This is a genomic window from Tessaracoccus yangjingae (assembly GCF_054483935.1).
Map to the genome: position 1 here is coordinate 2,288,899 of NZ_CM137014.1, position 25,682 is coordinate 2,314,580.

Annotated in this window: 17 protein-coding genes; 5 read left to right on the plus strand and 12 right to left on the minus strand. The window is 70.5% G+C overall.

Annotation, left to right across the window (positions count from 1 at the left end; genetic code table 11):
• Positions 1 to 7: 7 nt before the first annotated feature.
• Positions 8 to 880 (plus strand): universal stress protein, encoded by an 873-nt coding sequence (locus tag ACX1D3_RS10195; RefSeq protein WP_458993776.1) that lies wholly within the window; start codon positions 8 to 10, stop codon positions 878 to 880.
• Positions 877 to 4,689: an ATP-dependent RNA helicase HrpA gene (hrpA, locus tag ACX1D3_RS10200; RefSeq protein WP_458993777.1), complete on the plus strand. Its 3,813-nt coding sequence runs from the start codon at positions 877 to 879 to the stop codon at positions 4,687 to 4,689. The genes ACX1D3_RS10195 and hrpA overlap by 4 nt, the downstream gene beginning before the upstream one ends.
• 48 nt (positions 4,690 to 4,737) lie before the next feature.
• On the opposite strand, the gene ACX1D3_RS10205 is transcribed toward hrpA, so the two are convergent.
• The 6 genes from ACX1D3_RS10205 to ACX1D3_RS10230 all read right to left on the minus strand — a co-directional run bounded on the left by ACX1D3_RS10205 (position 4,738) and on the right by ACX1D3_RS10230 (position 11,029).
• Positions 4,738 to 6,093, minus strand: coding sequence for a sn-glycerol-1-phosphate dehydrogenase (locus tag ACX1D3_RS10205; RefSeq protein ID WP_458993778.1), 1,356 nt, complete (start codon positions 6,091 to 6,093; stop codon positions 4,738 to 4,740).
• Between the two features lie 10 nt (positions 6,094 to 6,103).
• Entirely contained in the window at positions 6,104 to 7,663 is a 1,560-nt protein-coding gene (locus ACX1D3_RS10210; RefSeq protein ID WP_458993779.1) for an FGGY-family carbohydrate kinase, read from the minus strand.
• Positions 7,664 to 7,706: 43 nt separating this feature from the next.
• Positions 7,707 to 8,567 (minus strand): HAD-IIA family hydrolase, encoded by an 861-nt coding sequence (locus ACX1D3_RS10215; RefSeq protein WP_458996524.1) that lies wholly within the window; start codon positions 8,565 to 8,567, stop codon positions 7,707 to 7,709.
• A 22-nt stretch (positions 8,568 to 8,589) separates the two neighbouring features.
• Positions 8,590 to 9,588 (minus strand): DUF7973 family transport facilitator, encoded by a 999-nt coding sequence (locus ACX1D3_RS10220; protein WP_458993780.1) that lies wholly within the window; start codon positions 9,586 to 9,588, stop codon positions 8,590 to 8,592.
• A gap of 51 nt (positions 9,589 to 9,639) precedes the next feature.
• Complete coding sequence (locus ACX1D3_RS10225) at positions 9,640 to 10,107, minus strand: ribose-5-phosphate isomerase (protein ID WP_458993781.1); 468 nt, start codon at positions 10,105 to 10,107, stop codon at positions 9,640 to 9,642.
• 106 nt (positions 10,108 to 10,213) lie between these two features.
• Positions 10,214 to 11,029, minus strand: a complete 816-nt coding sequence (locus ACX1D3_RS10230; RefSeq protein WP_458993782.1) for a DeoR/GlpR family DNA-binding transcription regulator — start codon at positions 11,027 to 11,029, stop codon at positions 10,214 to 10,216.
• A gap of 66 nt (positions 11,030 to 11,095) precedes the next feature.
• Between ACX1D3_RS10230 and ACX1D3_RS10235 the strand changes: the two genes are divergently transcribed.
• On the plus strand, positions 11,096 to 11,944 hold the full coding sequence (locus tag ACX1D3_RS10235; protein ID WP_458993783.1) for an acyl-CoA thioesterase: 849 nt from the start codon (positions 11,096 to 11,098) through the stop codon (positions 11,942 to 11,944).
• A gap of 76 nt (positions 11,945 to 12,020) precedes the next feature.
• Here the strand turns inward: ACX1D3_RS10235 and ACX1D3_RS10240 are convergent, their stop codons facing one another.
• Positions 12,021 to 12,953 (minus strand): sigma-70 family RNA polymerase sigma factor, encoded by a 933-nt coding sequence (locus ACX1D3_RS10240; protein ID WP_458993784.1) that lies wholly within the window; start codon positions 12,951 to 12,953, stop codon positions 12,021 to 12,023.
• Between the two features lie 229 nt (positions 12,954 to 13,182).
• Here ACX1D3_RS10240 and ACX1D3_RS10245 point away from each other — a divergent pair, with 229 nt between their 5' ends.
• On the plus strand, positions 13,183 to 14,532 hold the full coding sequence (locus tag ACX1D3_RS10245; RefSeq protein WP_458996525.1) for an RNA polymerase sigma factor: 1,350 nt from the start codon (positions 13,183 to 13,185) through the stop codon (positions 14,530 to 14,532).
• On the opposite strand, the gene ACX1D3_RS10250 is transcribed toward ACX1D3_RS10245, so the two are convergent.
• Both ACX1D3_RS10250 and ACX1D3_RS10255 read right to left on the minus strand, forming a co-directional pair.
• On the minus strand, positions 14,520 to 15,254 hold the full coding sequence (locus ACX1D3_RS10250; RefSeq protein ID WP_458993785.1) for a glutamine amidotransferase: 735 nt from the start codon (positions 15,252 to 15,254) through the stop codon (positions 14,520 to 14,522). The two genes, ACX1D3_RS10245 and ACX1D3_RS10250, sit on opposite strands and share 13 nt — an antisense overlap.
• The gene (locus ACX1D3_RS10255) at positions 15,251 to 16,393 is read right to left on the minus strand and encodes a carboxylate-amine ligase (RefSeq protein WP_458993786.1); all 1,143 of its coding nucleotides are present in this window, start codon (positions 16,391 to 16,393) and stop codon (positions 15,251 to 15,253) included. Before ACX1D3_RS10255 ends, ACX1D3_RS10250 begins: the two co-directional genes overlap by 4 nt.
• A gap of 146 nt (positions 16,394 to 16,539) precedes the next feature.
• Here ACX1D3_RS10255 and ACX1D3_RS10260 point away from each other — a divergent pair, with 146 nt between their 5' ends.
• Positions 16,540 to 17,742, plus strand: coding sequence for an amino acid aminotransferase (locus ACX1D3_RS10260; RefSeq protein WP_458993787.1), 1,203 nt, complete (start codon positions 16,540 to 16,542; stop codon positions 17,740 to 17,742).
• Positions 17,743 to 17,748: 6 nt separating this feature from the next.
• Here the strand turns inward: ACX1D3_RS10260 and recD are convergent, their stop codons facing one another.
• Genes recD through ACX1D3_RS10275 form a run of 3 tightly spaced genes read right to left on the minus strand, consistent with a single transcriptional unit; the run spans position 17,749 to position 25,632 of the window.
• The gene (recD, locus tag ACX1D3_RS10265) at positions 17,749 to 19,470 is read right to left on the minus strand and encodes an exodeoxyribonuclease V subunit alpha (RefSeq protein WP_458993788.1); all 1,722 of its coding nucleotides are present in this window, start codon (positions 19,468 to 19,470) and stop codon (positions 17,749 to 17,751) included.
• On the minus strand, positions 19,463 to 22,630 hold the full coding sequence (locus tag ACX1D3_RS10270) for a UvrD-helicase domain-containing protein (RefSeq protein WP_458993789.1): 3,168 nt from the start codon (positions 22,628 to 22,630) through the stop codon (positions 19,463 to 19,465). Before ACX1D3_RS10270 ends, recD begins: the two co-directional genes overlap by 8 nt.
• Positions 22,627 to 25,632: an exodeoxyribonuclease V subunit gamma gene (locus ACX1D3_RS10275; protein ID WP_458993790.1), complete on the minus strand. Its 3,006-nt coding sequence runs from the start codon at positions 25,630 to 25,632 to the stop codon at positions 22,627 to 22,629. The genes ACX1D3_RS10270 and ACX1D3_RS10275 overlap by 4 nt, the downstream gene beginning before the upstream one ends.
• Positions 25,633 to 25,682 lie beyond the last annotated feature (50 nt).

The window sequence follows — 25,682 nt, forward strand, 5'->3', positions numbered from 1 at the left end:
GTCCATCATGACCGAACGCCCCTCCCCGCTGGTGGTCGTCGGAGTTGACGGCAGCGACGACGGCCTGCGCGCCGTCCGGTTCGGCGCCGGCACCGTGCTGCGCTACGGCGGCGAACTCCTGCTGGTCAACGCCGTCGACGACACGCTGATGGCAGGCGCCTGGGGGGTCGTCTACGACCCCGAGGTCCTGCAGTCGGCCGGTGCCACGGCCAACGAGCAGGCCAAGGACGTGGCCCTGGGCATGGGTCTCACCGAGGACCGGATCCGCACCGAGGTGGTGATGGGCTCGCCCGGCGGCGTCATGTCCCGCCTGAGCGAGGTGGCGGACCTGGTGGTGGTGGGCCGCCGCGCGGCCTCCGGGCTGGAGCGCATGTTCGTCGGGTCCACGTCGGTCGCGGTCGTGGCCAACGCCTCGTGTCCAGTGGTGGTCATCTCCGCCGCCGCGCACCCTGACCCGGTGGGTCAGAAGGGCGTGGTGGGCGTCGGGCTGCAGACGGATCCCGGGTCGGAGGCGCTGCTGGAGTCCGGCTTCGTCCAGGCCGAGCGGCTGGGTGCCCGCCTGGAGATCGTCCACGCCATCCAGCCCCCCGTCGGATTGTTCGCGCGGAAGCTGAGCCCCACCCAGCTCGACGAGCAGGTCAGGTTCGCCAAGGGCGGGATCGAGGCCCTCGCCGCCACCGTCGGGGCGAAGCACCCCGAGGTGACCTACGACGTGTCCGTCACGGCCGACAGCCCCATCAACGAGCTGGTGAGCCGCAGCGCGGGCTACGACCTCCTGGTGCTGGGCGTGGGTCAGTCCCACATCCCGGGGTTCAGTCTCGGCGGCCTGATGCGTGGCCTCATGGCCCACGCGGAGTGCCCGCTCTTCATCACTCGATGAGCCTGACGCCGACACCGCATCAGCCAACCGTCGAGGTCGTCGCCTCACTGCCCATCGCGGCGGAGGCCGAGCACATCGCCGGCCTCATCCGCGCCAACCAGGTGGTGGTGGTCGCGGGCGAGACCGGTTCCGGGAAGACCACCCAGCTGCCCAAGATCTGCCTCATGGCAGGACGCGAGCGGATCGCCCACACCCAGCCGCGCCGCATCGCGGCCCGGACCGTGGCGCAGCGCATCGCAGTGGAGTGCGGCGTCGAGCTCGGAGAGTTCGTCGGCTACCAGGTCCGGTTCACCCGCAAGGTCACGGCCAAGACCCGCATCAAGGTGATGACCGACGGCATCCTCTTGTCGGAACTGACCCACGACCGGCTCCTCAGCCGCTACGACACGATCATCATCGACGAGGCCCACGAGCGCAGCCTCAACATCGACTTCCTGCTCGGCTACCTCAAGCAGCTGCTGCCCAAGCGCCCCGACCTCCGCGTCATCGTCACCTCCGCCACCATCGACACCGCCCGGTTCTCCGAGCACTTCGACGGCGCCCCCGTCGTGGAGGTGTCGGGGCGGACCTTCCCGGTCGAGACGCGCTACCGGCCCCTCGAGGGTTCGATGGACGAGATCGACGCCATCTCCTCGGCCGTCGAGGAGATCGTCACCGAGTCGGCCACCGGCGACATCCTGGTGTTCCTCAGCGGCGAGCGCGAGATCCGCGACGCCGCCGAGGCCATCGACAGGCTGGGCACCGGGCTGGAGGTGCTGCCCCTGTTCGCGCGGCTGTCGGCGGCGGACCAGCAGCGCGTGTTCCAGCCGCACGGCACCAGGCGCGTGGTCCTCGCCACCAACGTGGCGGAGACCTCCATCACAGTGCCCGGCATCCGCTACGTCGTGGACGTCGGCACCGCGCGCATCTCCCGATACTCCGCGCGCACCAAGGTTCAGAGGCTGCCGATCGAGCCCATCTCGCAGGCCTCGGCCAACCAGCGGGCGGGTCGCTGCGGGCGCGTGGGGCCGGGCATCGCGATCAGGCTCTACAGCGAGGAGGACTTCGAGAGCCGCCCGCAGTACTCCGAGCCCGAGATCCTGCGCACCAACCTGGCCACCGTGATCCTGCTCATGGCGCAGGCGGGGCTGGGCGACGTCGAGTCGTTCCCGTTCGTCGAGGCCCCCGTGATCTCGCAGATCAACGACGGCGTGCGCGTGCTCACCGAGCTCGGCGCCCTCCATCCGCGCAAGCGCCACGACCATGTCCGGCTCACCCGCACGGGCCGGATGCTGGCCCGGCTGCCCGTCGACCCACGCATGGGCAGGATGCTCATCGAGGGGTCCCGCAGGCACACGCTGGGCACGGTGCTGGTGCTGGTGGCCGGGCTGACCGTGCCGGACGTCCGGGAGCGTCCGGCGGAGTTCCAGGCCCAGGCGGACCAGTCGCACCGCAGGTTCTGGGGCGGCGACGAGCCCGAGCGGTCAGCGCCGGAGGGCGGCGAGCCACTGCGGCACACGGCCCACACCGGGACCCGCAAGGAACAGCCCGCCAAGGCGGCCCCGGAGGGCGGCGACTTCGAGGTGCTGCTCAACATCTGGACCTACCTCCGGCGGCGCCGCCGCGAGCTGTCGGGCAACGCCTTCCGCCGGATGTGCCGCGAGGAGTACCTCAGCTTCATCCGCTTCCGCGAGTGGGAGGATCTCGTCTCCCAGCTCCGCGAGGCCGTCAAGGAACTCGACCTCGACGCCTCCGGGGCCGGCACGATGCCCGAGGTGCTCACCTGCCTGCTGACCGGACTGCTGTCGAACGTGGGCCTCGCCGAGCAGGAGAAGGTCAAGCCGCAGCCGGGCAAGCGGCGTCCGCTCACGCTCTACCAGGGCGCGCGGGGCGCCAGGTTCGCCATCCAGCCGGGCTCGTCGCTGGCCAGGTCGACGCCTCCGCTCGTGATGGCCTTCGAGCTCGTGGAGACGTCCCAGCTGTGGGCCCGCACGGTGGCCGAGGTGCGCCCCGAGTGGATCGAGCAGGTGGGCGATCACGTGCTGACCCGCACCCTGTCTGAGCCCCACTGGTCCGCGCGCTCGGCCAGCGTCGTGGCCAGCGAACGCGTGTCCCTGTTCGGCGTGCCGATCGTGGCGGGCCGCAGGACCGACTACGCGGCGGCGCATCCCGTGGAGGCCCGCGAGATCTTCATCCGCAGCGCGCTGGTGGAGGGTGACTGGGAGACGAGGCAGGGACTCGTGACCGCCAACCGCGCGGTCATCGACGAGGCCACGAAGATGACCGACCGGATGCGGCGGCCGGACCTGCTCATCTCCGACGAGTCGCTCTACGAGTTCTACGACCAGCGGATCCCGCCGGAGGTCGTCTCCGGCGCCACCCTGGACCGGTGGCTGCGGGGCCTTCCCCGCGACCAGTGGCCGCTGCTGATGATCGACGACGTCGTCGTCGACGCCACCCAGCTCAGGCCCTCGGACTTCCCGGACAGGTGGACCGCCGGCGCGCACAAGCTGCCCATCCGCTACGTCTTCGACCCGGGGGCGGGCGGCGACGGCGTCACCATCACGGTCAGGCTTGAGCTCCTCAACCAACTCGACGGCGCCCGCTTCAGCTGGCAGGTGCCCGGCCTACGGCGGGAGCTGACCACCGAGCTCATCCGCTCACTGCCGAAGGCGCTGCGGACCAGCTTCGTGCCCGCGCCGGACTTCGCCGCCAAGGCGCTCGCGTGGATCGAGTCGCGCGGGGAGGCGGGCCAGGGCACGTTCGGCGACGCGCTCGGCCGCGCCCTCACGGCGCTGACGGGCACCATCGTGACCGGGGCGGACTTCCATCCGGAGGCGGTCGGCGGGCACCTCCGGCCCACCTTCATCGTCACCGACGGTGGCCGCGAGGTGGCCCGGGGCGACGACCTGGACGCCCTCGCCAGGACCCTGGCCCCGAAGGTCGCGGCGAAGCTCACGGCCTCGGCGGGTGACCGGGCCAGCACCGGGCAGCGGTCATGGACGTTCGGCACCATCGCCAAGGAGACCGCCGTCGGCAAGGGGGTGATCGGGTATCCGGCGCTCGTCGACGAGGGCGCCACGGTCGGCGTGCAGGTCCTGGATTCCGCGGAGAAGGCGGCCCGGTCCCACAGGTTGGGGATCCGGCGCCTGCTCACGCTCACCAACCCTGATCCCACGAAGTGGGTGGTGGGCCACCTCGGACGCCAGGAGAAGCTCTCCCTCGCCAACTCCGCCTACCCCACCGTGCCTGAGCTGCTGGCCGACGCCTGGCTCAAGGCGGGGGAGCAACTCGCCGCCGGGCAGGGCCCCATCGTCGACATCCGGACCGGCCCGGACTACGACCGGGTCGCGCTGGCCGTGCGGCAGGAGTGCCCCGGGAGGACCCGTCAGGTGGTCTCGACCGCGGCCCAGGCTCTGGCGGCGGTGACCCAGGCCAGGCTCCTGCTCGGAGGCATGCCCCCCGGGTCCGCAGTCCGGAAGGACGTGGCGGCCCAACTCGACAACCTGTTCTTCAACCGGTTCATCTCGGCGACGCCGGACCCCTGGTTCTCGCACCTTCCGCGCTACGCGCAGGCCGCGGTGGCGCGCCTGCAGGCCTCCCTGGAGCACCCCGAGCGCGACGCGCGCCTCCAGGCAGAGGTGGACGAGATGGAGGACCTCTACGCCGAGCTGACGGACGCCCAGCCGCCGGGGCCCCTGGCGCCCGCCGTGGAGGAGATCGCATTCCTGCTGGAGGAGTTCCGGGTGAGCCTGTTCGCGCAGCAGCTCCGCACCGCGGTGCCGATCTCTGTCAAGCGCATCAGACAGGCGATCGGGCGGGCGCGGTGACTCCCGCCACCGCGCCCGCCCGATCATTGGGAAGCCGACGGCCCGTCGTCACGGACGCTGGCGACCCCAGAACCCGTCCGCCGCGAACAGCCTCTCGACGAGAGGCTCCAGGAGCCCCGCCTCGAACAGGACGTCCAGGACCGTGTACCGCTTCCGGATGGTCTGGGCACGCAGATAGGTCTGCCTGAACCGCTCCCAGTCGAGATCGATGTCCGACGGATGGGCGGGCGCGCCCACGGCTCGGAGTCGCCGCTGCAGCTCGGTCGCCGGGAGGAGCTGGGCGCGGAGCCTCGGGGCGATCGTCGCCCAGCTCGACTTGAGCGACTCCAGCCGTGCACGCAGCTCCTCAGCGGGGATCCACTTGGCTAGCGTCTGCTCAACGGTCTCATCCACCAGGCGCGGGTTGGGGTTGAGCTGCCGGACGTGGGCCTCGAGGTCCTCTCGCGACCGCCACGCCGCCACGGCGGCGTCGACGTCCAGATCCGCAGCCACGTCCATGGCCAGTAGCTCCTCGTACAGGGCGGCCACGGCCACGGTGCCGAGGGCGACCTTGAAGCCGTGTGAGAGGCGCGGGACCTGGTCGACGCCGTGCCCCTCCATCTCCCACAGATGGCTGAACTGGTGCTCGGCACCCGAGGCGGGGCGCGACGACTGGTGCGCCTGCATCGCCAGGCCGGACATGATCAGCCCCTCGGCGAGCGCGCCGACCGCGTCGACCTCGCGTGCGGCCAGGCCCTCGGGGTTCCCGACTGCGTCGGCGAGGGTGCCCTGCACCTTGGCCCACACCGAGTCGTTCATCGCCTCGACGCCCAGGGCGTCGGCGAGTATCCAGTCAGCGCCGGACGTGACCTTCCCCAGCAGGTCGCCGTAGCCGGAGGCGGTCATGTTCGCTGGGGCGGCCGCCATGACGGTGAGGTCCGCGATGCAGGCCCGCGGCGCGGGGCAGCCCAGCGTCTGCTTGAAGCCGTCGACGGCGATGGAGGCACCGAACGCGGTGTACCCGTCCATGGACGCGGCGGTGCCGACGATCATGTAGCCGCGGTCGAGTTCGCCACTGGCCCGCTTGACGATGTCGTTGAGCGTGCCCGCCCCGACGGCGATCGCGACGGCATCAAGGCCCGCCAACTGGTCGCGCAGCGCTTCGATGTTCTCGTACCTGGCGTACAGCTCGGGCTCGCCCGGGAAGACGTGCGACTCAAGGAGTTCGACCCCCTCTGAGGCCAGGACCTCCCGGACGGCGTCTCCCGCGACGCGCATGGTGCGCTCGTCACCGATGATCACGGCCCTGCGCCCCGGGAAGAGCGACGTGAACACCTCCGCCACCTTCCCGACGGCCCCGGCACCCATCTCGACACGCTTGGTGTCGGTGGCCTCGGCTAGCGAGGCCTCAATCAGATCGGACATGGTGACTCCCTTACTTGGCGGCTTCGTGGTCGACGACCTGGTGGGTGAGTTCCGCGAGCGCCGGGAACGACTCGCGGTACCGGTCGAGGTAGAACTTGTACTCCTCGTGGTTGGCGGCGTTCGGCTCCAGGCGGTCCACCTCGTGGACCATGTTGTCGGCCGCCTCGGCAAGGTCTGCGTAGATGCCGGCACCGACGGCGGCCACCATGCAGGTGCCGAGGACGACGGCGTCGCCCACCTCGGTGAGGGTGACCGGGACGCCCGTGACATCGGCGTGCATCTGCATCCAGTCGCGGGAGTTCGTCGCGCCCCCGCAGGCAACGATCTCGGTCACGTTGAAGCCCTGGCTCTCCATGGCGCGCAGGTTGTGGGCGGTGCCGTAGCACACCGACTCCTGGATGGCGTGGTACATGTGCGCCGGGGTGTGGTGCAGCGACAGGCCCCAGAAGATGCCGCGGGCCTTCGAGTCCGTGTACGGCGTGCGGTTGCCCTGGAAATACTCGTTGATGATGAGCCCGTCGGAACCGATGGGGATGTTCTTCGACTTCTTGTTGAGGATGTCGTAGGCGTTGAGCCCGCTGGTCTCAGCCGCGGCGACGACGTCCGGAGCGAAGTTGTCCTTGAACCACTTGAGGACCGAGCCGGTGGACACCTGTCCGCCCTCGACTGTGTACTGCCCCTTGATCACGCCGTCGGTGTAGGCGCCGAAGAAGCCCTTGCCGTGGATCTCGGTGTCGGTCTGGCCCGTCAGCACGTGCGACGAGCCGGTGATCAGCGCCATCCTGCCCGGTGTGACGACGCCGAGGCCGATCTGGCCGGCCCACGCGTCGGCCGGCCCCTGGGCAACCGGAATCCCGGGAATCAGCCCGAGGGCCTGAGCGGCGCCTGTGCTGAGCCCACCGACGGGGGTGCCGAGATCGAGGACCCTCTCTGGGATCTTGTCGAAGACGTCACCGCAGCCGATGTGCTCGTAGAAGTCGACCGGCCAGCCCCCGTGGGCGCGGTTGTGGTACATCCGCAGCGCGGCGGAGTTGATGTTGACGCTCCACTCGCCCGTCAGCTTGTACGTGACCCAGTCGGGTGCGTCGACCATCCGGGTGGCGGCCCGGTACGTCTCGGGCTCGTTCTCCTTGAGCCACGCCGCCTTGAACGGGAACCACTCGGCGGTGGCGGGGGCCGTTCCCGCCCCGTTGTAGAGGCGGGCGACGGAGTCGGAGGTCTCGGCCCGGGCAGCCTGCTTCGTCGCGCGGACGTCCATCCACATGATGGCCGGGCGAAGGGCTTCGCCCTTGTCGTCCATGGGGACAACGGTCATGGTGGTGGCATCGCAGGAGATGCCGGCGATGGATGCGGCCGGGACCCCGGCGTTGGCCATGGCCTTGTGTGCCGATGCCTGGAGGGCCTGCCACCAGTCGTTGGGATGCTGCTCCGCCCACCCCGGGCGTGGGTGGTAGGTCTTGTACGGGGTGGCGGCGAACGTCACGGGGCGTCCGGTCAGGTCGAAGATGGCGACTCGGCAGCTCTCGGTGCCGAAGTCGATTCCCATCAGGTAAGGGCCGTCGACGTGCATGGTGATTGAACCTTCTTCGTTGAGTGTTCGGGTGGTGGTGTTGTCAGTTGGTGTCGTTGTCTTCGGTCCAGCCGAGCTCGTCCCAGATGTGGGCCGGGATGAGCCGGTCGACGCGGTCGAGGACGTAGGTCGGGCGTGCCGAGCGCGGGAGGGCTGCGACTTCTTCGGGGGTCGCCTCCCCGGTGAGGACGACTGCTGACGGCATGTCGGCCTCGAGGGCCATCTGGATGTCGGTGCTGAGACGGTCGCCCACCATCACCGCGTCCTGGACGCGAACGTCCAGCCCGGTCATGGCCTCCGACAGCATGAGCGGTGAAGGCTTGCCCAAGCTCACAGAGCAGGTGACTCCCGTGCAGGCCTCGATCGCCGCCGTGATCGCCGCGCAGTCGGGTTCGCCCCGCCCGCCGGGGAAGGGGCAGTACCGGTCCGGGTTGGTCTGGATGAGGATCGCGCGCTTGTGGTACCAGATGGCGTCGAACGCGATCTGGAGCTTGCGGTAGTCGAACGTCCTGTCGTAGGAGGCGATGACGATGTCGATCTCCGACGGGTCCTCGCTGAGCCGGAAGCCGGCATCGAGCAGAGCCGCCCGCAGCGGCTCCTCGCCGATGACGAACAGGATGGCGTACGGATGATGCTCCGTCAGCCATCGCACCGTGGTGACGACCGTGTTGGCGATGTCGTCGAGCGAGGTGGGCAGGCCGAGCTTGGCCAGCTTGCGCTGGTACTGCACGGGGTCCTTCGTCGGGTTGTTCGACAGGAACCGCACGGGGATGTTCCGGCGACGCAGCTCGCGGATCAAGCGGGCCGCGCCGGGCAGCAGGTGGTCGCCCAGGTAGATGGTGCCGTCCAGGTCGAAGATGTAGGCGCCTTTGATCTCCGTGGGCGCGGACACGGTGGTGGTCACGGTCACGATGTTTCCTCCCGCGTCAGCCGAACAGTCCGGCGGTCGTCAGTACCAGCGTGGTTGTCACCCAGATCGCCATCGCCGGCGGGTCGATGTGGGTCTTGCCACGTACGTGGAACAGATTCGACTGCAGCTCTGCGAGGAACGCGGAGATCATGCCGAAGACTGCGCCAATGGCCAGCGCCCCCAGGGCGAACCAGGCGACCTCGTCACCCCAGTCGCCCCACGCGAACCCGTCGCCCGCGACGATCGGCATGAACTTCACCGCCGCGAGGCCGCCGATGATCGTGATGTGGTGCTGGACCGGCATCTCGTGGCCGAGGATGAGGAACAGCACCACGATGGCGGAGAAGCCGAAGGCGAAGGTGTGGGCCCAGGCGTCGGCACCTGGGATGAACGTCGCCAGCGCGAGGGATGAGCCTGCGCCGAGGAGGCCGAAGAAGGCGCCGATGGGGAGGTACTGCGAGGGGCGCTGCTGCCACTTGAGCCAGAAGCTCTCGTCGTTGGAGGCGATGCGGCCCCAGAAACCCCTGGCGTCCTTGTTCATCTTCTCGGGGTGCAGCAGGCTGCCGCCGAAGAGGAGACGGGCGAGCACGGCGGACAAGAAGACCGTCAGGGCGACGGAGTCGGTGTGGCCACCGAACCACGGAAGCTGGGCGATACCGATCTGGATGACGTAGCCGGCCATGCCGAAGGAGGCTCCGACGGCGAGGACCATGGGGCGACCGAGCCGGGCCAGCGGCTCCGAGACATCCCGGCCGTCCGCAAGTTGGCGGCGCTGGGCGAAAGCGGCCGCCGCGACGCCGCCTGCGAAGGCGACGTGCGGGCCCATGAACGGGCCGAATGCGAGAAAGTCGAAGCCGATGCTCGAGCCGGTGGCCGCGAAGAGGCCCCAGGACACGAAGACGCAGATGCCGGTGACGGCGAATGCGTAGTTGGCGCCGATCGCCGCGCCGACGAAGCCGCCGGCAAGGGAGACGACCAGGCCGAGGAGGAAGACCCCCAGGGAAGCTGTGAACACCTTTGTTCTCCTAGTGAGGAATTGATCAGACGGTTGTGGGTGCGGCGGGGCTCAGCTGGCGACGGGGGGCTCGTAGGAACACAGCGCGTCGACCTTGGCCGCGGACGGGGACGAGGCGTCGAAGGTGTAGTCGAGGAACTCCGCCGCGAGGCGGAGTGCCAGCTCCTGGCCGATGACGCGTTGGCCGAGGCACAGCACCTGACCGTTGTTGGACAGGACGAGGCGCTCGACCGAGAAGGAGTCGTGGGCCGTGCTGGCCCGGACTCCGGCCACCTTGTTGGCGGCGATCGCCATGCCCATGCCGGTGCCGCAGACGAAGATGCCGCGATCGGCCTCACCGGAGGCGATCTTGCGAGCGCCGGCGACGGCGACGTGCGGGTAGGCGGTCGGGTCGGTGTCGGCGCCCACGCCGACGTCGATGACCGACTCGACCCTCGGGTCGCCCTCCAGCTTCGCCTTGATCGCGTCCTTGTACGACACGCCTGCCTGGTCCGCAGCCAGCACGACTCGGAATCCCATGTGTTGCTCCTTCACTCCAGCGGCATCCTCGCCGCGCACATGAAGAGGCTAACACGGTTTGTGTTAGAAATACCACCAAGAATGAGAAAATGGCTGGGTGTTGGTGTTAACTTCCCGTCGACTTCTCATCTGCGACCGTGACATTGGCCCCCCAGGCGGTGAGCTGCGCCAGGTCGTCGGCTGGCACCCCAGGGCCGACGATGACGTGGTCGAACTCGTCGAGCCGGGCGAAGGCGTGGAGTGCCTTGCGGCGCAGCTTCGTGTGATCGAGGAGCAGGACCCTCACCCGGGCGGCGCGCATCATCGCCTTCTTGACCGCGACCACGGCCTCATAGGGGTGGAAGCAGCGCCCGTCCGCGATCCCTGAGGCCGACAGCACGCAGAAGTCCATGTCGAGCGTCTCGAGTGTGTCGATCGCCGTGGGGCCGAGCACGGCGTCCGCCCAGCCCTCGTAGGACCCGCCCGTCAGGAACAGGCTGACGTCCTGGGCCTGGGCTGCCTCGCGCGCGACGAGGAGCGAATTGGTGATGATGGTGACTGGGGGAGCCTTGGCCAGCTCCCGCACCACGTAGATCCCGCTGGTCGAGTCGTCGAGCGCGACCGAGCTGCCGGGCGGGACGAGCCGAGCCAGGGTGCTCGCCATCAGGGCCTTGCTCTCCGGCTCCTGATCCATCCGGAACGAGGCGCCGGCCTCCTGGAGCCCGCTGGCGACCGCCGACACCTGTCCCCGGTGCCGTTGCAGCAACCCGGCGTCCTCGAGCGCCTTGACGTCGCGGTACGCGGTCATGGCGCTGACCCCCGTGTGTGCCGCAATGTCCTCCATCGTCACCGAGCCGTGCTTGATCACCAGTTCGGCGATCGCGAGGTGGCGGGCGCGCTGTGACGTGATTCCATGCGCTCTGGTGGGACTGTCGTCGGCCATGATGGTGCTCCTGCCTCGGTGCTCGCGCCGCGGAACGGCACTTGGAACCCTACTCCGGGTGGCACGATGGGGTCCGTGCCCAGGGACGTCTCCGAACTCATCGCCTTGTTCGACCTCCAGACCACGGGGGAGAACCTCTTCCGCGGGCCGCATCCGGACACACTCCTGCAGCGCCTGTTCGGCGGCCAGGTGCTGGGCCAGACGCTGGTGGCGGCCGCGCGCACCGTCGCTCCCGACCGGCTCGTCCACTCGCTCAACGCCTACTTCCTGCGCCCGGGGGCCAACGACCGCCCGCTGGACTTCGAGGTGGAGGTGATGCGCGACGGGAACACGTTCAGCAACCGCCGTGTGGTGACCCGCCAGGGCGGTTCGGTGATCTTCCAGATGACCGCGTCGTTCCAGGAGCCGGAGGACGGGCTGAGCCACTCCGCCGCACCCCCCTCCGGGGTGGCCGTGCCGGAGTCGTGCCCCTCGCTCCACGAGGTGCTGGAACGACGATTCGGGGCCAGCGTCCGGCTGGTGTCCGAATGGGACGCCCTGGACGTCCGCCTCGCCGCCCGCCCGGACCTCGTCGAGGGCGGCGGCAACATGAAGGCGTGGATCCGCACGAAGGAGGCCATGCCGGACGACCCGCTCCTGCATGCCGCGGTGCTGGCCTATCTGTCCGACATCACCCTGCTCAGCGTCTCGACGGTGCCGCACGCGGTGGAGTTCCTGTCGCCGTCCATGCAGGCCGCGTCGATCGATCACGCGATGTGGTTCCACCGCCCGGTCCGGGTGGACGAGTGGCTGCTCTACGACATGACGTCGCCGTCGGCCTCGCACGCGCGCGGCTTCGCGATGGGGCGGCTGTTCCAGGACGGGCTCGCCGTGGCCTCGTGCGCCCAGGAGGGACTGATCCGCGTCCTGTCGTGAGCCGACGGGGACAGACCGCGGCCCGCACCCCGGGGGAGGGGGCACGGGCCGCGGCGTATGGGAGACCGGTGTCCGGTCAGGCGGCCAGTCCCTGGCCGGCCCGGAGCGTGGCCAGCGCCTGCCGCTCGATCTGGCGCACCCGCTCGGCGGTGATGCCCCACTGCACGCCGATGTCGGCGAGCTTGGCCTGGCGGCCGTCGAGGAGGCCGTACCTGCGGCGCACCACGTCCTGGGAGCGCTCGTCGAGGCTGGAGAGCATGGCCTCGAGCCGGGCGCGATCCTCCGCGTCCAGCACCATCTCGTCCGGCCCGGGGGCGGTCTCGCGGGCGATGAGATCGCCCAGCGCGGTGTCGCCGTCGGCCTCGACAGGGGCGTCGAGGGACACGTGGTCACGGGAGTAGCGGATCAGGTCGACGATCTTGGACTCCTCGAGGCCCAGCTCGTCGGCGATCTCGGAGAGCTCCGGCTCGCGGCCCAGCTGGCGCTCCAGGTTGCGGCGCACGGCGGAGACCTGGTTGACCTGCTCGGCCACATGAACCGGCAGCCGGACGATGCGTCCCTGCTGCGCGATGCCGCGCGAGATGGCCTGACGCACCCACCACGTCGCGTAGGTGGAGAACTTGAAGCCCTTGGCGTAGTCGAACTTCTCGACCGCGCGGATCAGGCCGGTGTTGCCCTCCTGGACCAGGTCCAGCATGGGCATCTGGGAGCGCCCGTACTTGCGGGCGACGGAGACGACGAGGCGCAGGTTCGCCTGGATGAAGCGCTGCATGGCGGCGTCGCCGAGTGCGGCCAGTGCCTGCAGCTCGTCCTCGGTGGCCTCGACGGAGGACTCGGCCACGCCGTCGAGGATCTGGCGGGCGAACAGCCCGGCCTCGATCTCGCGGGCGAGGTCCACCTCCTCCACGGCGCTGAGCAGTGGGGTCTTGGCGATGGCGTCCAGGTACAGGCCCACCGCGTCCTTGCCGTCGATGCCGTCATTGGTTCGTGTACGCGCAGTAGTAATCATGTCTATCGAGTCCCTTTCGTACAGTCGTCACCCCCAACAACGCGCAAGGGGTGCCAAGGGTTCCCGCTTCGCATACCCTCCAAGCGAATATGCGACCAGGGTCGTACGTCCGGGGCGCCGAACCCTGACCGCGGGGAGGGGGTTCCCGGATCAGGTCGTTTGAGTGGCCGCTCTGCGCGTGCAAGAATGGGGGCGCGTCACCCTTGACTAAGGCGGGGCGACGCACGCGCTGAAACCCGTAGCAGCCCTCGAGAGGACCAATGTGACCCAGGACGCTGAAGGAACCGGCAAGCCTACCCGAACGCGTCGGGTCGCAGCGGGTGCCCAGTCTCCCGACGGGTCCGCCCCCCGTCCCCGCGCCCGGGCGGCCGCCCCCGCGGGCGGGGCGCCCAAGCCCGCGACCCGCCGCGGCCGGGGTGCCAAGGCAGACGAAGCCACCATCGCCCAGGCCTCCACGGGAGAGGTCGAGGTCCAGTTCAAGCGCGAAGGGGAGGACGTGGTTCTGACTGTCGGGGGTAAGAAGCGTTCGCTCGACGAGGTGGACGACTCGACGTTCAACGAGGCCAGCGAGGCGCCTCTGGTGAAGGAGCTCGTCGAGGAGGAGGGCTTCGCGCTGTCGGACTCCGACGACGCCGACGAGCCCGAGCAGCAGGTCGTCTCCGCCGGCGCCACCGCGGACCCGGTCAAGGACTACCTCAAGCAGATCGGCAAGGTCGCGCTGCTCAACGCCGTCGAGGAGGTGGAACTCGCCAAGCGCATCGAGGCCGGCCTGTTCGCCGACGAGCGGCTCCACTCCACGGAGCACACCGTGGCCGCCGCGGACCGCGAGGACCTCGAGTGGATCGCGGAGGACGGCCGCCGGGCGAAGAACCACCTGCTGGAGGCCAACCTGCGCCTGGTCGTGTCGCTGGCGAAGCGCTACACGGGTCGCGGCATGCTGTTCCTGGACCTGATCCAGGAGGGCAACCTGGGCCTGATCCGCGCCGTCGAGAAGTTCGACTACACCAAGGGCTACAAGTTCTCCACCTACGCCACGTGGTGGATCAAGCAGGCCATCACCCGCGCCATGGCGGACCAGGCCCGCACCATCCGCATCCCGGTGCACATGGTTGAGGTCATCAACAAGCTGGCCAGGGTCCAGCGGCAGATGCTGCAGGACCTCGGCCGCGAACCCACCCCCGAGGAGCTCGCCGTCGAGCTCGACATGACCCCCGAGAAGGTGGTCGAGGTCCAGAAGTACGGCCGCGAGCCCATCTCCCTGCACACACCGCTCGGCGAGGACGGGGACTCGGAGTTCGGCGACCTCATCGAGGACTCCGAGGCCGTGGTGCCGGCGGACGCGGTGAACTTCACGCTCCTGCAGGAGCAGCTCAACGACGTGCTGGACACGCTGAGCGAGCGCGAGGCGGGCGTGGTGTCCATGCGCTTCGGGCTCACCGACGGTCAGCCCAAGACGCTCGACGAGATCGGCAAGGTGTACGGCGTCACGCGCGAGCGCATCCGCCAGATCGAGTCCAAGACCATGTCGAAGCTGCGGCACCCGTCGCGCTCCCAGGTCCTCCGCGACTATCTGGACTGAGCCGCCAGCTCGACGAAGTTGCGCAGCATCGTGTGCACGGCCGGCGTGATCGTCGAGGATTCGGCGAACGCCACCAGCTTGTCAGTGTCGGCCGGGTCGAAGTAGCCGGCGTCGCGGTAGATCCTGATTCGCGCCGCCAGACCCGCGGAGTCCAGCTCCGGGTGGAACTGGGTGGCGTAGACCCGCCTCCCGATCCGGAACGCCTGCACCGGGCACTCCACCCCGGTGGCAAGGAGGGTGGCGCCGGGGGCCAGCAGCCGGCATCCCTCCTTGTGTGCAGTGAACGCCTGCAGCTCGGTGGGCACCCCGGCGAAGATCGGGTCCGTGCGCCCCTCGGCTGTGAGTGTCGCGGTCACCACCCCCACCTCCTCGCCGACGCTGCGATCCACCACGCCCCCCAGCCGGCCGGTCAGCGCGCCGACGCCGTAGCAGAGGCCGAAGAACGGGAAGTCCCGGGCCACCACCTCGTCGATCACCCGGTTCAGGTCCGCCTCGACCCGCACCTGGAGGGCCGACTTGTCGGCGTCGCTGGCGTTGTAGGGGCCCCCGCCGAGGATCACTCCGGAATAGTGGTCGAGATCCTGCGGGGCCAGCGGGGACTCCTCCACCCTGATCTGGACCAGGTCCGCGTCGGTGATCCCGGCCAGCCGGACGATCGCCTCACGCTCTCCCTCGGCGGCGTCGTCCTCGGGGCGGGTGCTCAGTAGCAGGAAGGGCTTCATCGGTGCTCCTTGAACGCGGGTCGGCCGGCGCGTAGTTCCTCGACGGCGGCGCGGGTCACCGCCACCGGGTCTCCGCCGTGTGCCGCGGCCACCCGGCGCTGGCGGAGGTAGCTCGGGCCGCCATGGACCAGGTCCGCCACGTGGGCGAGGTTCTCCGCGCAGCCCAGCTCCTCGGCGATGGGGGTCAGTTCGACGACCCATCGCAGGATCCCGTCGCTGACGTGGATGAGGTACTCGTCCTTGCGTGGGGTGATGACGTCCGCGGAGAGCCCGTACCGGGCGGCCCGCCACTTGTTCTCGCGCATGAACCAGAACGGCAGCCGGTCGATCGGCTCGTCCGCGGCCAGGGCCCGCGACATGCGCTCCACCAGGCACTGGTTGAACGCGGTCAGAGCGCCCAGCTCCATGAGGGTGGGCACGGAGTCCATCGTGCGGTTCTCGACGGTGCCCCACGTCGACGGGCGGACGTCCCACCTGATCTCGGACGGGTTCTGGATCAGGCCCACACCCTCCAGCTGCGAGGCGTAGCTCTCGAGCTCGGCCCAGTCCTTCATGTGGTACGGGAGCCCGTTGGTGGGGAGCTGCTGGAACACCATCGTGCGCTGAGAGGCGAACTTCGTGTCCTCCCCGATCCAGAACGGCGACGACGCGGACAGGGCGATGAAGTAGGGCGCGAAGCGGGCCATTCCGTAGACGATGGGCAGCGCCTTCTCCCGGTTGTCGATCCCGGTGTGGATGTGCAGCCCGTTGATGGCCATCTGCTGCCCCCACCAGGCGTTTCGCTCGGTCACGCGGCGGTACTGGGCCTTGTCTCCGGGCAGTTGCCGGCGCGGGTCGCCGAACGGATGGGCGCCGAGGCCCAGCAGCGTCAGGCCGCGGGGCTCCAGCAGGGACAGCGCGAAGTCCAGGTGGCCGCGCATCTCCTTCACGGCGGCGGGGACGCTCTCGTGCACCCCCGAGACGAGCTCGATCATGCTGGTGAGGTACTCGGAACGGATCGAGCCGTTGACGGGGTCGTCGACCTGCGAGAGCACCACATCGGCCGCGGGGACCTGCTCCAAGGTGCGCGCGTCGACCACGGCGAGCTCCCACTCGATGCCGATCGTCGACTGCCGGGACTGCCCGAACCGGATCTTCATGAGGTCCCTCCCTCCGTGGCGGCGCGTGACGCCGGGATACCAGAGAAGTCTGGCACCTCGACGTGCCGCGCGAGGGGCGGCGGAAACGGATCTGGACACGTGCCCCGTTGCCACTAGGCTGGGCCACCGAGGAAAGAGGTGCCCCCATGTCGCTGTTCGATCGAGTCGAACTCGCCCCCGCAGACCCCATTCTCGGCCTCACCGAGGCCTTCGTCGCCGATCAGCGTGCCGGAAAGGTCAACCTCGGCGTCGGCGTCTACCTCGACGACAGCGGCAAGCTCCCACTGCTCGACTGCGTCCGCACCGCCGAGCAGCGCCTCGCGGCGGAGTCGAAGCCGAAGGGGTACCTGGGCATCGACGGCATGCCGGCCTACCGCGACGCCGTGCGCGCGCTGGTCTTCGGCACGGAGGCCGACGCTCTGGTCGAGGGCCGCATCTCCACGGTCCAGACGCTCGGCGGCACCGGCGCGCTGAAGGTCGGGGCGGACCTGCTGCGCCAGATCGAGCCCTCCGCCACGGTGCTGATCTCAGACCCGAGCTGGGAGAACCACCGCGCCCTGTTCACGCGCGCCGGGTTCAAGGTGGACACCTACCGGTACTACGAGCCGGCCCTCCAGGGCATCGACTTCGACGGCATGCTGGCAGACCTGCGGCGGGCCGACGCCGGCACGATCGTGCTGCTCCACGCCTGCTGCCACAACCCCACCGGCTACGACCTGACGCCCGCCCAGTGGGACCAGGTCATCGACGTGCTGCGCGAGCGGGACCTGATGCCGTTCCTGGACATGGCCTATCAGGGCTTCGGCTTCGGCATCGAGGAGGACGGCGCCGTCGTGGCCAAGTTCGTGGCCTCCGGGCTGGAGTTCTTCATCGCCACGTCGTTCTCCAAGTCCTTCAGCCTCTACGGCGAGCGCATCGGGTCGTTGTCGGTGGTCACCGGCTCCGCCGACGCGGCCCGGCGGGTGCTGTCGCAGCTCAAGATCTGCATCCGCACCAACTACTCCAACCCCGCCACGCACGGCGCGGCCCTGGTGGCCACCGTCCTCCAGGACGCCGACCTGCGTCGCGGCTGGGAGCAGGAGCTGGCCGCCATGCGCGACAGGATCAAGCAGCTGCGACGCGGCCTCGTGGCGGCGCTCGAGGCCAGGGGAGTCTCCGACATGGGCTTCATCGCCTCCCAGTTGGGCATGTTCAGCTACTCAGGGCTCACCAAGGCCCAGATGGTGGCGCTGCGCTCCGACTACGGCATCTACGGCACCGATGCGGGTCGGATGTGCGTCGCGGCGCTGAACGACGGCAACCTGTCCTACGTGGCGGACGCGATCGCTGCGGTGCGCATCGCGCACTGACCGCCGTCAGCCCCGGGCGAGTCCGCTCGCCCGGCGCACCGGGGTGGCGATGGCCTGCGTCAGCGTCTCCCAGGTGCCGTACAGGCGCACGCCGTGCTCCGCCCGGGTCACGGCCGTGTAGAGCAGTTCCCTGGTCAGCAGCGCCGATCCGGAAGGCGGCAGCACCACGGAGACGTGTGCGAACTGGCTGCCCTGGGACTTGTGGATGGTCATGGCGTGCAGGTCCGTCGCGTCGTCAAGGAGCGACGGCGCCACCCACAGAGGGCTCTCGGCGCGGTCCACCACGGCCGTCAGTTCGCCGTCGGACTTCCTCCTGACGACGACGGCGGTGTCCCCGTTGCGGTAGAGCTCGGTGTTGCGCTGGATCAGCAGCGGCTGCCCGGCGTAGGGCCTGGTGTCGAATCCGTAGGCGTCGATCTCAGTGGCGAGCCAGGCGCGGGCGGACCGGGCCCAGTGCCCCACTCCGAACGGTCCCTCCCGGTGGCCGCAGAGGATGCGGTGGGCCGAGAGGGCGGCCAGCGCCGCGTCCGCGTCCCCCGCCCGCGCCGCGGCCACCACGCCGGCGGTGCTGGTCAGCAGGTCCTCGCGGAGCCGGGGGAGGGCGGCGGGCTCGAGCGTGCCGTCGAAGGGGATCAGCTCGAGGCTGGGAGACGCTTCGATGATCCGGCGGGCCGCGTCCGCGTCTCCGGTGAGGATGGCTTCTGCCACCAGATTGATGTCTCGGTTGGAGCGAAAGTTGGTGTGCAGTCGCTCGATGCTGCCGCCAGGTGCGGCCACCAGTGACGGCGCCTGTTCGATGTCCGCCAGGACAGCGCCGGCTTCGACCGAGCGGAGCTGGTGCGGGTCGCCGATGAGGATCAGGCGGGTGGTCGGGGCCAGGGCGGCGAGCAGGGTGGCCATGAGGTCCAACGCCACCATGGATGTCTCGTCGACGACGACGACGTCGAAGGGGAGGGGGTTGCCCGGCACGTACTCCACCTGGGTGGATCTCGGCCGAGCGCCGAGCAGCTTGTGCAGCGTGCCGCCCCAGAGACGCAGGGGGACGTCCAGCTTGGCTGCTACGGCTGCCCGCAACCGGGCGGCCGCCTTGCCGGTGGGGGCGGTGAGCGCCACCCGGGGATCGTCCGGGGCCAGCGAGGCCAGGATCCGGGACACGATGCTCGTCTTCCCGGTGCCCGGTCCACCCGTGATCACGGTGGTGCCGTGGGACAGCGCCGCGACCACCGCCGCCTCCTGGTGGGGGTCCGCAGCCTCGCCCTCGGCAGGTGGCACCGCTGGGTAGGGGTCCCCGGACTGCGCGATCGAGCTGCGCAGCCGCAGCGCCCTGGCGAGCCGGCGTTCCTGCCGCCAGTAGCGGTCCAGGTAGAGCAGCGTGCCGTCGAGCCGGAACGGGCGCCCCTCCTGGTCCGGCGCGGAGACGGCGGGAGAGGCGCCCACCCGGGCCACCCAGCCGGCTGTCGCAGGCCACGCCAGCGTGGGTGCGCCAGCGCCGAGTCCGTCGTCGAGGTCCGCCTCGGGGAGCAGCTCTGAGGCGGCCTGCAGGTCCACGCAGACCGAGCCGAGGCGCAGTTCCCGCGCCGCCAGGGCGAACGCGAGCTGGACCTCGGGGTCCGCCTCTCCGGCGAGTGAGGCCAGGCGCCGAGCGAGGTGGAAGTCCACCGGGCGCAGCATTCCCGCCTGACAGAACGTGAGCAGCACCCCGGTGGCCGCGATGGGGATCTCAGGCACTCTGTCCACCCAGCAGGTCGGACGCAGCCACGACAAGGGCCGCCGGGGGCCGCCATCCCATGACGCCGCAGGATGCCCCGTCGACCACGGGGGTCTCCGGCCCGGCCATTCCGCGCACGAACAGGTAGCCGACCCCGCCGAGGTGCCGCTCCGGCGCGTAGCCGGGGAGCCGGATGCTGAGGAAGCGGTGAAGGGCCACGCAGTAGAGCATGGCCTGGAGCGGGTAGTGGGCCTGCATCATGGCCTCGGCCATCGACGGGGCGACGAAGTGGCCGAGGGTCACCGGCTCGCCGGCCGGCGCGATGCGGTTGGTCTTGTAGTCCACGACGACGAAGCGTCCGTCGTCGAGTTCCAGCACCGCGTCGATCGACCCGGTGAGGAATCCGTTGAGGACGGCGTCCGCGGCCTCCGACGTCCGCAGCCGCTCCGGGTAGGGGGCGAGGGGGTCCGTGCCCGCAAGATGCGCCGCCATGAGGGCCGCGAGATCGCGCAGGGTGGCGGGTGATCCTTGATCCGCCAGCGGAAGATCGAAGTCCAACTCCGGCAGTCGCCGACCGGTGGGCAGGTCGCTGAGCGTGCTGGGGGTGAGGGGCAGAAGGGGGGTCCGACACACCGCGGAGAGGGCCTCGGCGAGCGCCGCGTGGTGCGAGGGGTCCAGGGCATGCTGGGGGCCGAGCTCCGCCACGAGCCGAGCCGAGGAGCCCTCCAGTTGGTCCGCCGACCACTCCAGGCGCTCCAAGGCCTCATGGACCAGGGTGCCGAACCCGGCGCCCGCGGGCAGGCCGTCCATCGGCGACAGCGCGGTGAGGGCGGGCGACTCGGGTGCGGGTAGCGGCACGTCCACCTCGGCGGACTCGTCCGTGAGGACGTGCGTGGGGGCCTGGTCGTGGAGGTCGCGCGTGAGGCCGGAGTAGGAGGTGCGGCGCCACGTCTGGTCGATCTGCCGCGGGAAGACCGCGAGGCTCAGATCCGGCGGCGCCGCGGGCGGTGAAGACGCGGGCGCGGGATCGGGCGGATCGGTCGGGAACCCCGAGACGTACACCCCGGACGCGCCGGCCGCCGACCCTTTGCTCCTGCGCTCCCAGGACCGCAGGAGCCCGGAGAGCGGGCCGCGCTTGTGTCTGTTCCCCGTTCCCTCGACGTGCCACGCGACACAGCAGTGCTGGGCTCGGGTGAACGCCACGTAGAGCAGACGCGTCTCCTCAGCCAGCGCCTGGTCGTCGAGTTCCTTGGCTAGGGGCTCGTCCCAGGACGGCGACGGCCCGATGTACAGGTGGCGGGTCCCGTTGTGGACCAGGGTGAACGGCTTGTTTCGCACGGCGCTCACGCCGTCGGTCTCGGGCAGCAGCACGATGGGAAACTCGAGCCCCTTCGCGGCATGGATGGTCATCACGCGGACCGCGTCCTCGTCGCCGGCCACTCGGATGGGGTCCGCGCCATCCTCGTCCGCGGCGCGTTCGGCGAGAACGGCGAGCAGCGAGCTGAGCGTGCGGGGGCCCTCGGCCTCCAGTAGTTCCGCCACCTGGCTGAGGTCCGCGAGATCGCGCTCCCCGTCGGGTTCGCGCATCAGGCGCTCGTCGAGCCGCTCCGCGGTGCGCAGATGCGCCAGCACGCGTGAGAGCCCGCCCTCGGTGAACCGTCGGGTGAGGGTACGCACCACGGTGCTGACGCGCGCCGGCTCCGCGCCGTCCTCGTCGAGGAGCGCACCGAGGTCCGAGCCGATGAGCGGGGTGAGCGCCGCCAGCCTGATCGTGGCCTGGCTCGGATCCGCCATCGCGGCCAGCAGGGTGGCCCAGTACCGAGCCGCCGGCTGGGTCCACACCGACTGGCTGCCCGTGAGGACGGCAGGTATCCGGGCGTCGGCGAGGATCTTCCGCAGGTGTCGGGCCCGGGCGCCGCGCCGCACCAGGATGGCGATGTCCGAGTAGCGCACCCGGCCTTCCTCGCCGCGGTGGGTGAATCGGGTGCGTTGCACGAGGTTGCCGATGGTGGCGATGAGGTCTGCCTCGATCGCGGCCGACGGCGTGTGGCAGGTGAACTCCCGGGCAACCGCGGTGCGCAGCCACAGGCGTTGGTGGACGGGCATGGTCAGGCGGTTGGACTGCACGCTGGCCACGGGGTTGACGGTCACCGCCTCGTCCCCGAGCGGTGCGTCCGTGAACAGTTCGAGCACTCCCTCGACCAGCGCAGCGTCGCTGCGGTAGTTGACGCCGAGGGTGTGCACCTCCGCCGCCTCCTTGGCGGCGAGGTAGCTGTGCAGGTCAGCGCCGCGGAACGCGTAGATGGACTGCTTCGGATCCCCGATGAGGACGGTGGCCCGCTCCTGGGAGACGAAGGCCCGCTCGATGACGTCCCATTGCTCGGGATCCGTGTCCTGGAACTCGTCGACCAGGACCACGGAGAAGCGTCGGCGCAGCTCCGCCTGCACGGCGGGAGCCAAGGCGGGCGACCGGAGGAGCTGCTTGAGCCTGCCGACGACGTCGTCGTAGGTGCACAGGCCCTGGTGCGCCTTGCGCTGCGCGTACAGGCCGCGGGCGTCTTGGGCGAACTCGTGGTGCGGACCCGACGGCGGCAACAGAGGCAGCGACGTCATGCAGGCGGCTTCACCGATCTCCATCGCGAAACGGGGCTTCATGGGCGGCGAGGGGTCCTTCCGGTGGCGGCGCAGGTAGGTGTCGGCCGCGCACTGCCGGACCAGATCCACGGAGTCCGGGCCGACCTCGTCGGCCGGATCCCAGTCCCCGAGGATCCCGAGCTCGTGGAGCATGGCGGAACAGAAGGCGTGGGTGGTGAGGATGGTCAGTTCGTTGAACCGGGCCACCGCCGCCGTCAGCCGCGCGCGGTGGAGGGCCGCGTCGCCAGCGGCCAGATGGGTGGTGACCGCGTCCGCCGTTGCGGGCAGGGGCCGCCCGGCGACGACCTCATCCAGTGCCGCGAGGGTCTCTGTCAGCCTGGAGAACACGCGCGATCGCAGCTCGCCGGTGGCGTGGCGACCGAAGGTGATCAGCAGCAGACTGCTGACGTCCAGCCCGCCCTCGGCGAGGTATCGGGCGGCCAGGGCGGCGATGGCGTAGGTCTTGCCGGTGCCGGCGCTCGCCTCCAGCAGGGTGGTGCCGGTGGGGAGCGCGCCGGTGAGGTCGAAGGTCGACGTGCTGGTCATGACAGGCTCCTGACCATCGGGCCGTAGAGCGCGGACGCCCACGCCGCGAACGCGGTGGCCGAACCGTTGGCCGGGTCCGTGGGGAGCGGGACGTCGGTGAACAGCTCGGACACGTCTGAGTCGAAGAACAGCTCCCAGGACCGCGCCGGCCAGTTCCACTTCCTCTGCTGGTAGCTCCGGAACCCTCCCGCCCACTCGGATTCCTTGAACGTGCCCGCGGTGTTCTCCCGGACGAGCTGGATGGCGGGGGCGGCGGGCACCGCCAGGAGGCGATGTTGACCCAGGGTGTAGGCGCGGGCGACTGCGGCCAGCCACCGGGTGGCATCCGCCTGATCAGGCGCCGCGAGGTTCAGCGATTCCGGGTGCGTTTCACCGTACGACCGCCGAAGCCGGTAGAGGCGCGCCGGACCCGCCCGGCCGCTCGCGGCCAGCGCGAGGGCTTCCAGCCAGGGGGTGATGAGTTGCTCGTCGCCGGCGCTTGCGGTGACGGCCACCACCGCGCCACCGCGGGTGCGGACATCGCCCGTGAGCTGGACCACGCCGAGATCCGCCAGGTCCAGCGTCACGGACACGCGATGTTCCTCAAGCTCCGAGGCCCACTCGCCTCCCGCCACTTCCCACAGGGACCAGGCGTCTGCGCGTGCCGATTCGAACGCCAGGCGGCCGATCTCCAGGGGAGGGTGCTCCTCGCGTTGCCTCAGGGCCTTTTCCACCTCGTCGCCGCTCAGCCCGGACTTCCAGGCCGTCAGCAGGTCGGACATGATGGTCCAGCGCTGGAGCGCGTCGGCCTCAAGGGGGATCTCGTCTTTCACCTCGGTCGCCCGGTACACGGTGATGCCGGCCGCGGTCTTGAGGAAGGCGCGGGCCGGGTCTGCCAGGAACTGAGCCAACTGGTCGATCCGCACCTGCTCCGGCGCGGTGCCCACGGGCCGAGTCCTGGCGGCCGTTCTGCGACGCTCGTGCCGGCCGGGCAGCCAGGTGCGGCCGTGCCGGGCGAGCGCCCCGGCGAGGGCGGGGGAGTCGAAGCTTGCCGGGGCGTGGAAGTTGGCCGCCGACGTGGCTGTTGCGGGATGCGCGACCGGGACGGGCTCGGCACCCAGGTGGTCCAGCAGCCAGCTGATCGCCACGGGAAGGGCGACCCGGTCGTTGGTGCGCTGGGAGCGCGACTGCCGGACGATGAGCAGGTGCTCGGCGCAGAGCGCGTGGTCGAGAAGCTGGTCCCGGCGGCGGACCCGTGGATCGGGAGCGGCGTCGCCCAGATCGATGCAGTCCGCCGGGAGCCCGGTGCGGCCAGGGACGACGTCGTCGGTGACCCCGAGCAGGGCCACCACGCGGAACTCCACGTGGGGGAGCTCCCCCAGGGAGAGCACCGCGAGGGACCCGTTGCCCGCGGCCGCGCGGCGGCGGTAGGTGGTGCCCGCGTCCGAGAGGAGGAGTGCGAACTCGTGCCGGGTCAGCGGCGTGAGGTCAGCCGCATGGTCCGTCGCCAGCCGGGTGAGCAGGCGGGCCGTGGCGACCTGCTGCCACTCGTCGGCGTGGGGGAGGCCGACCAGCGAGTCCAGAGCCGCCCGGCATCGTTGGACCCAGGCCGGGATGGTGGCGGCGTCCGACGTGGCGGCGACGAGGTGCCGCAGCCGGGACACGACCTCACAGAGTGACCCGACGATGTCCATGTCCGGTGCCGCGACGACTTCTGCGCCGCTCAACCCCAGCCCTGCGTCGTCCCCCGGGGCGACGACGAGCCCCACCAGCAGCCGGTCCAGGCCCCTCAACCAGGTGTTCTGAGCCACGTCCTCCACCCCGAACTGGGAGCGCTGGGCGCTGTCCAGCCCCCACCGGATCCCTGCGCCGCTGACCAACTCCACCACCGTGTGCCGGTCCGTGAGACGCCACCGGTGCGCGATGGCTGGACGCAGAAGCAGCTCCACCAGGGCGCTGGCCGTGGCGCGGGAGCTGCCCAGGCGCAGCAGATCCACCAGGAGCAGAACCAGGGGGTTGGGTGCCTCGCCGCCCACCTGCTGCACGCGGAGCTGACGCCCAGGGTGGAGCCCCGAGGCGTCGCCGGGGGAGAATGCCGCGTCCAGGAGTGCGGCATAGCGCTCGGGCCGGGGGCAGACGATGGCCACGTCGCGAGGCTCAAGGGTGGGATCCTCGGCGAAGGTTCGGGTGAGTTCGTCCCTCAGGACCTCCACCTGGCGGGCCTCGCCATGGGAATCATGGACGGTCACGATGGGCGCAGGGCGGGGAGAGCCGGGGAGATCCACGGTGTGCGTGGCCAGGGGGAGGGCCCAGCGTTCTCCAGCGGTGCCCGACTTCTGGATGAGGGTGACGGGGCGTGCCGTCGCCAGCGCGCCCAGCACCTGCAGATCTGGCGCCGTGAGGTGGTCCACCGCCAGCAGCAGCGTGGGTGTCTCGTCGCGCCGGGCCGCGTCGAGCACAGCGCCGAGCGTCTCGAGGGGGTCCACCTCGAGGGCTGCGACGGCCGCACGCACCAGTGCGGGCTGCCACTGGGCCGCCTCGGGCAGGGCCACGCCGCCGGGCCCGTGGTCTCCGCCGTCGAGCCAGTCTGCGACCAGATCCGGAACCAGGTCCACGTAGCTTCGGAGCAACCGGGCGAGGCGCACCGCCGTGGCTCGCCTCCGCCCCGGCCGAGCGCCGTCGCTGTCGAAGGCGGCCTGCAGCAGCGGGTGCCCGGCGGACACCTCCGCGAGGGCGGCCTGGACGGCCATGTCCAGCGGTGTGCCGAGCCAGCGGGAGCGTTCTGCTGCGACCCCTGCCGCGTCAGCCAGGCTCCTGGTGAGATCCGCGGGGGTGACGTAGGCGATGCCGGCGGAGATCCCCAGCCGCGCCGACACCTCTTGGCTGGTGACGCGAGCCGTCTCCCGCGTGGCGACGATCACGCGCGCCGTGCCGAACGGGCCCAGCGCCAGGCCGTCCAGACGCTCGACGAGGTGGTCCAGCAGCACGCTCCGGCGGGCACCCCGGGCAAGGGTCAACGGCATCCGCGCCACCTCCTCTCACACCCCGGGTAACCATACTTGCGGGCACCGAC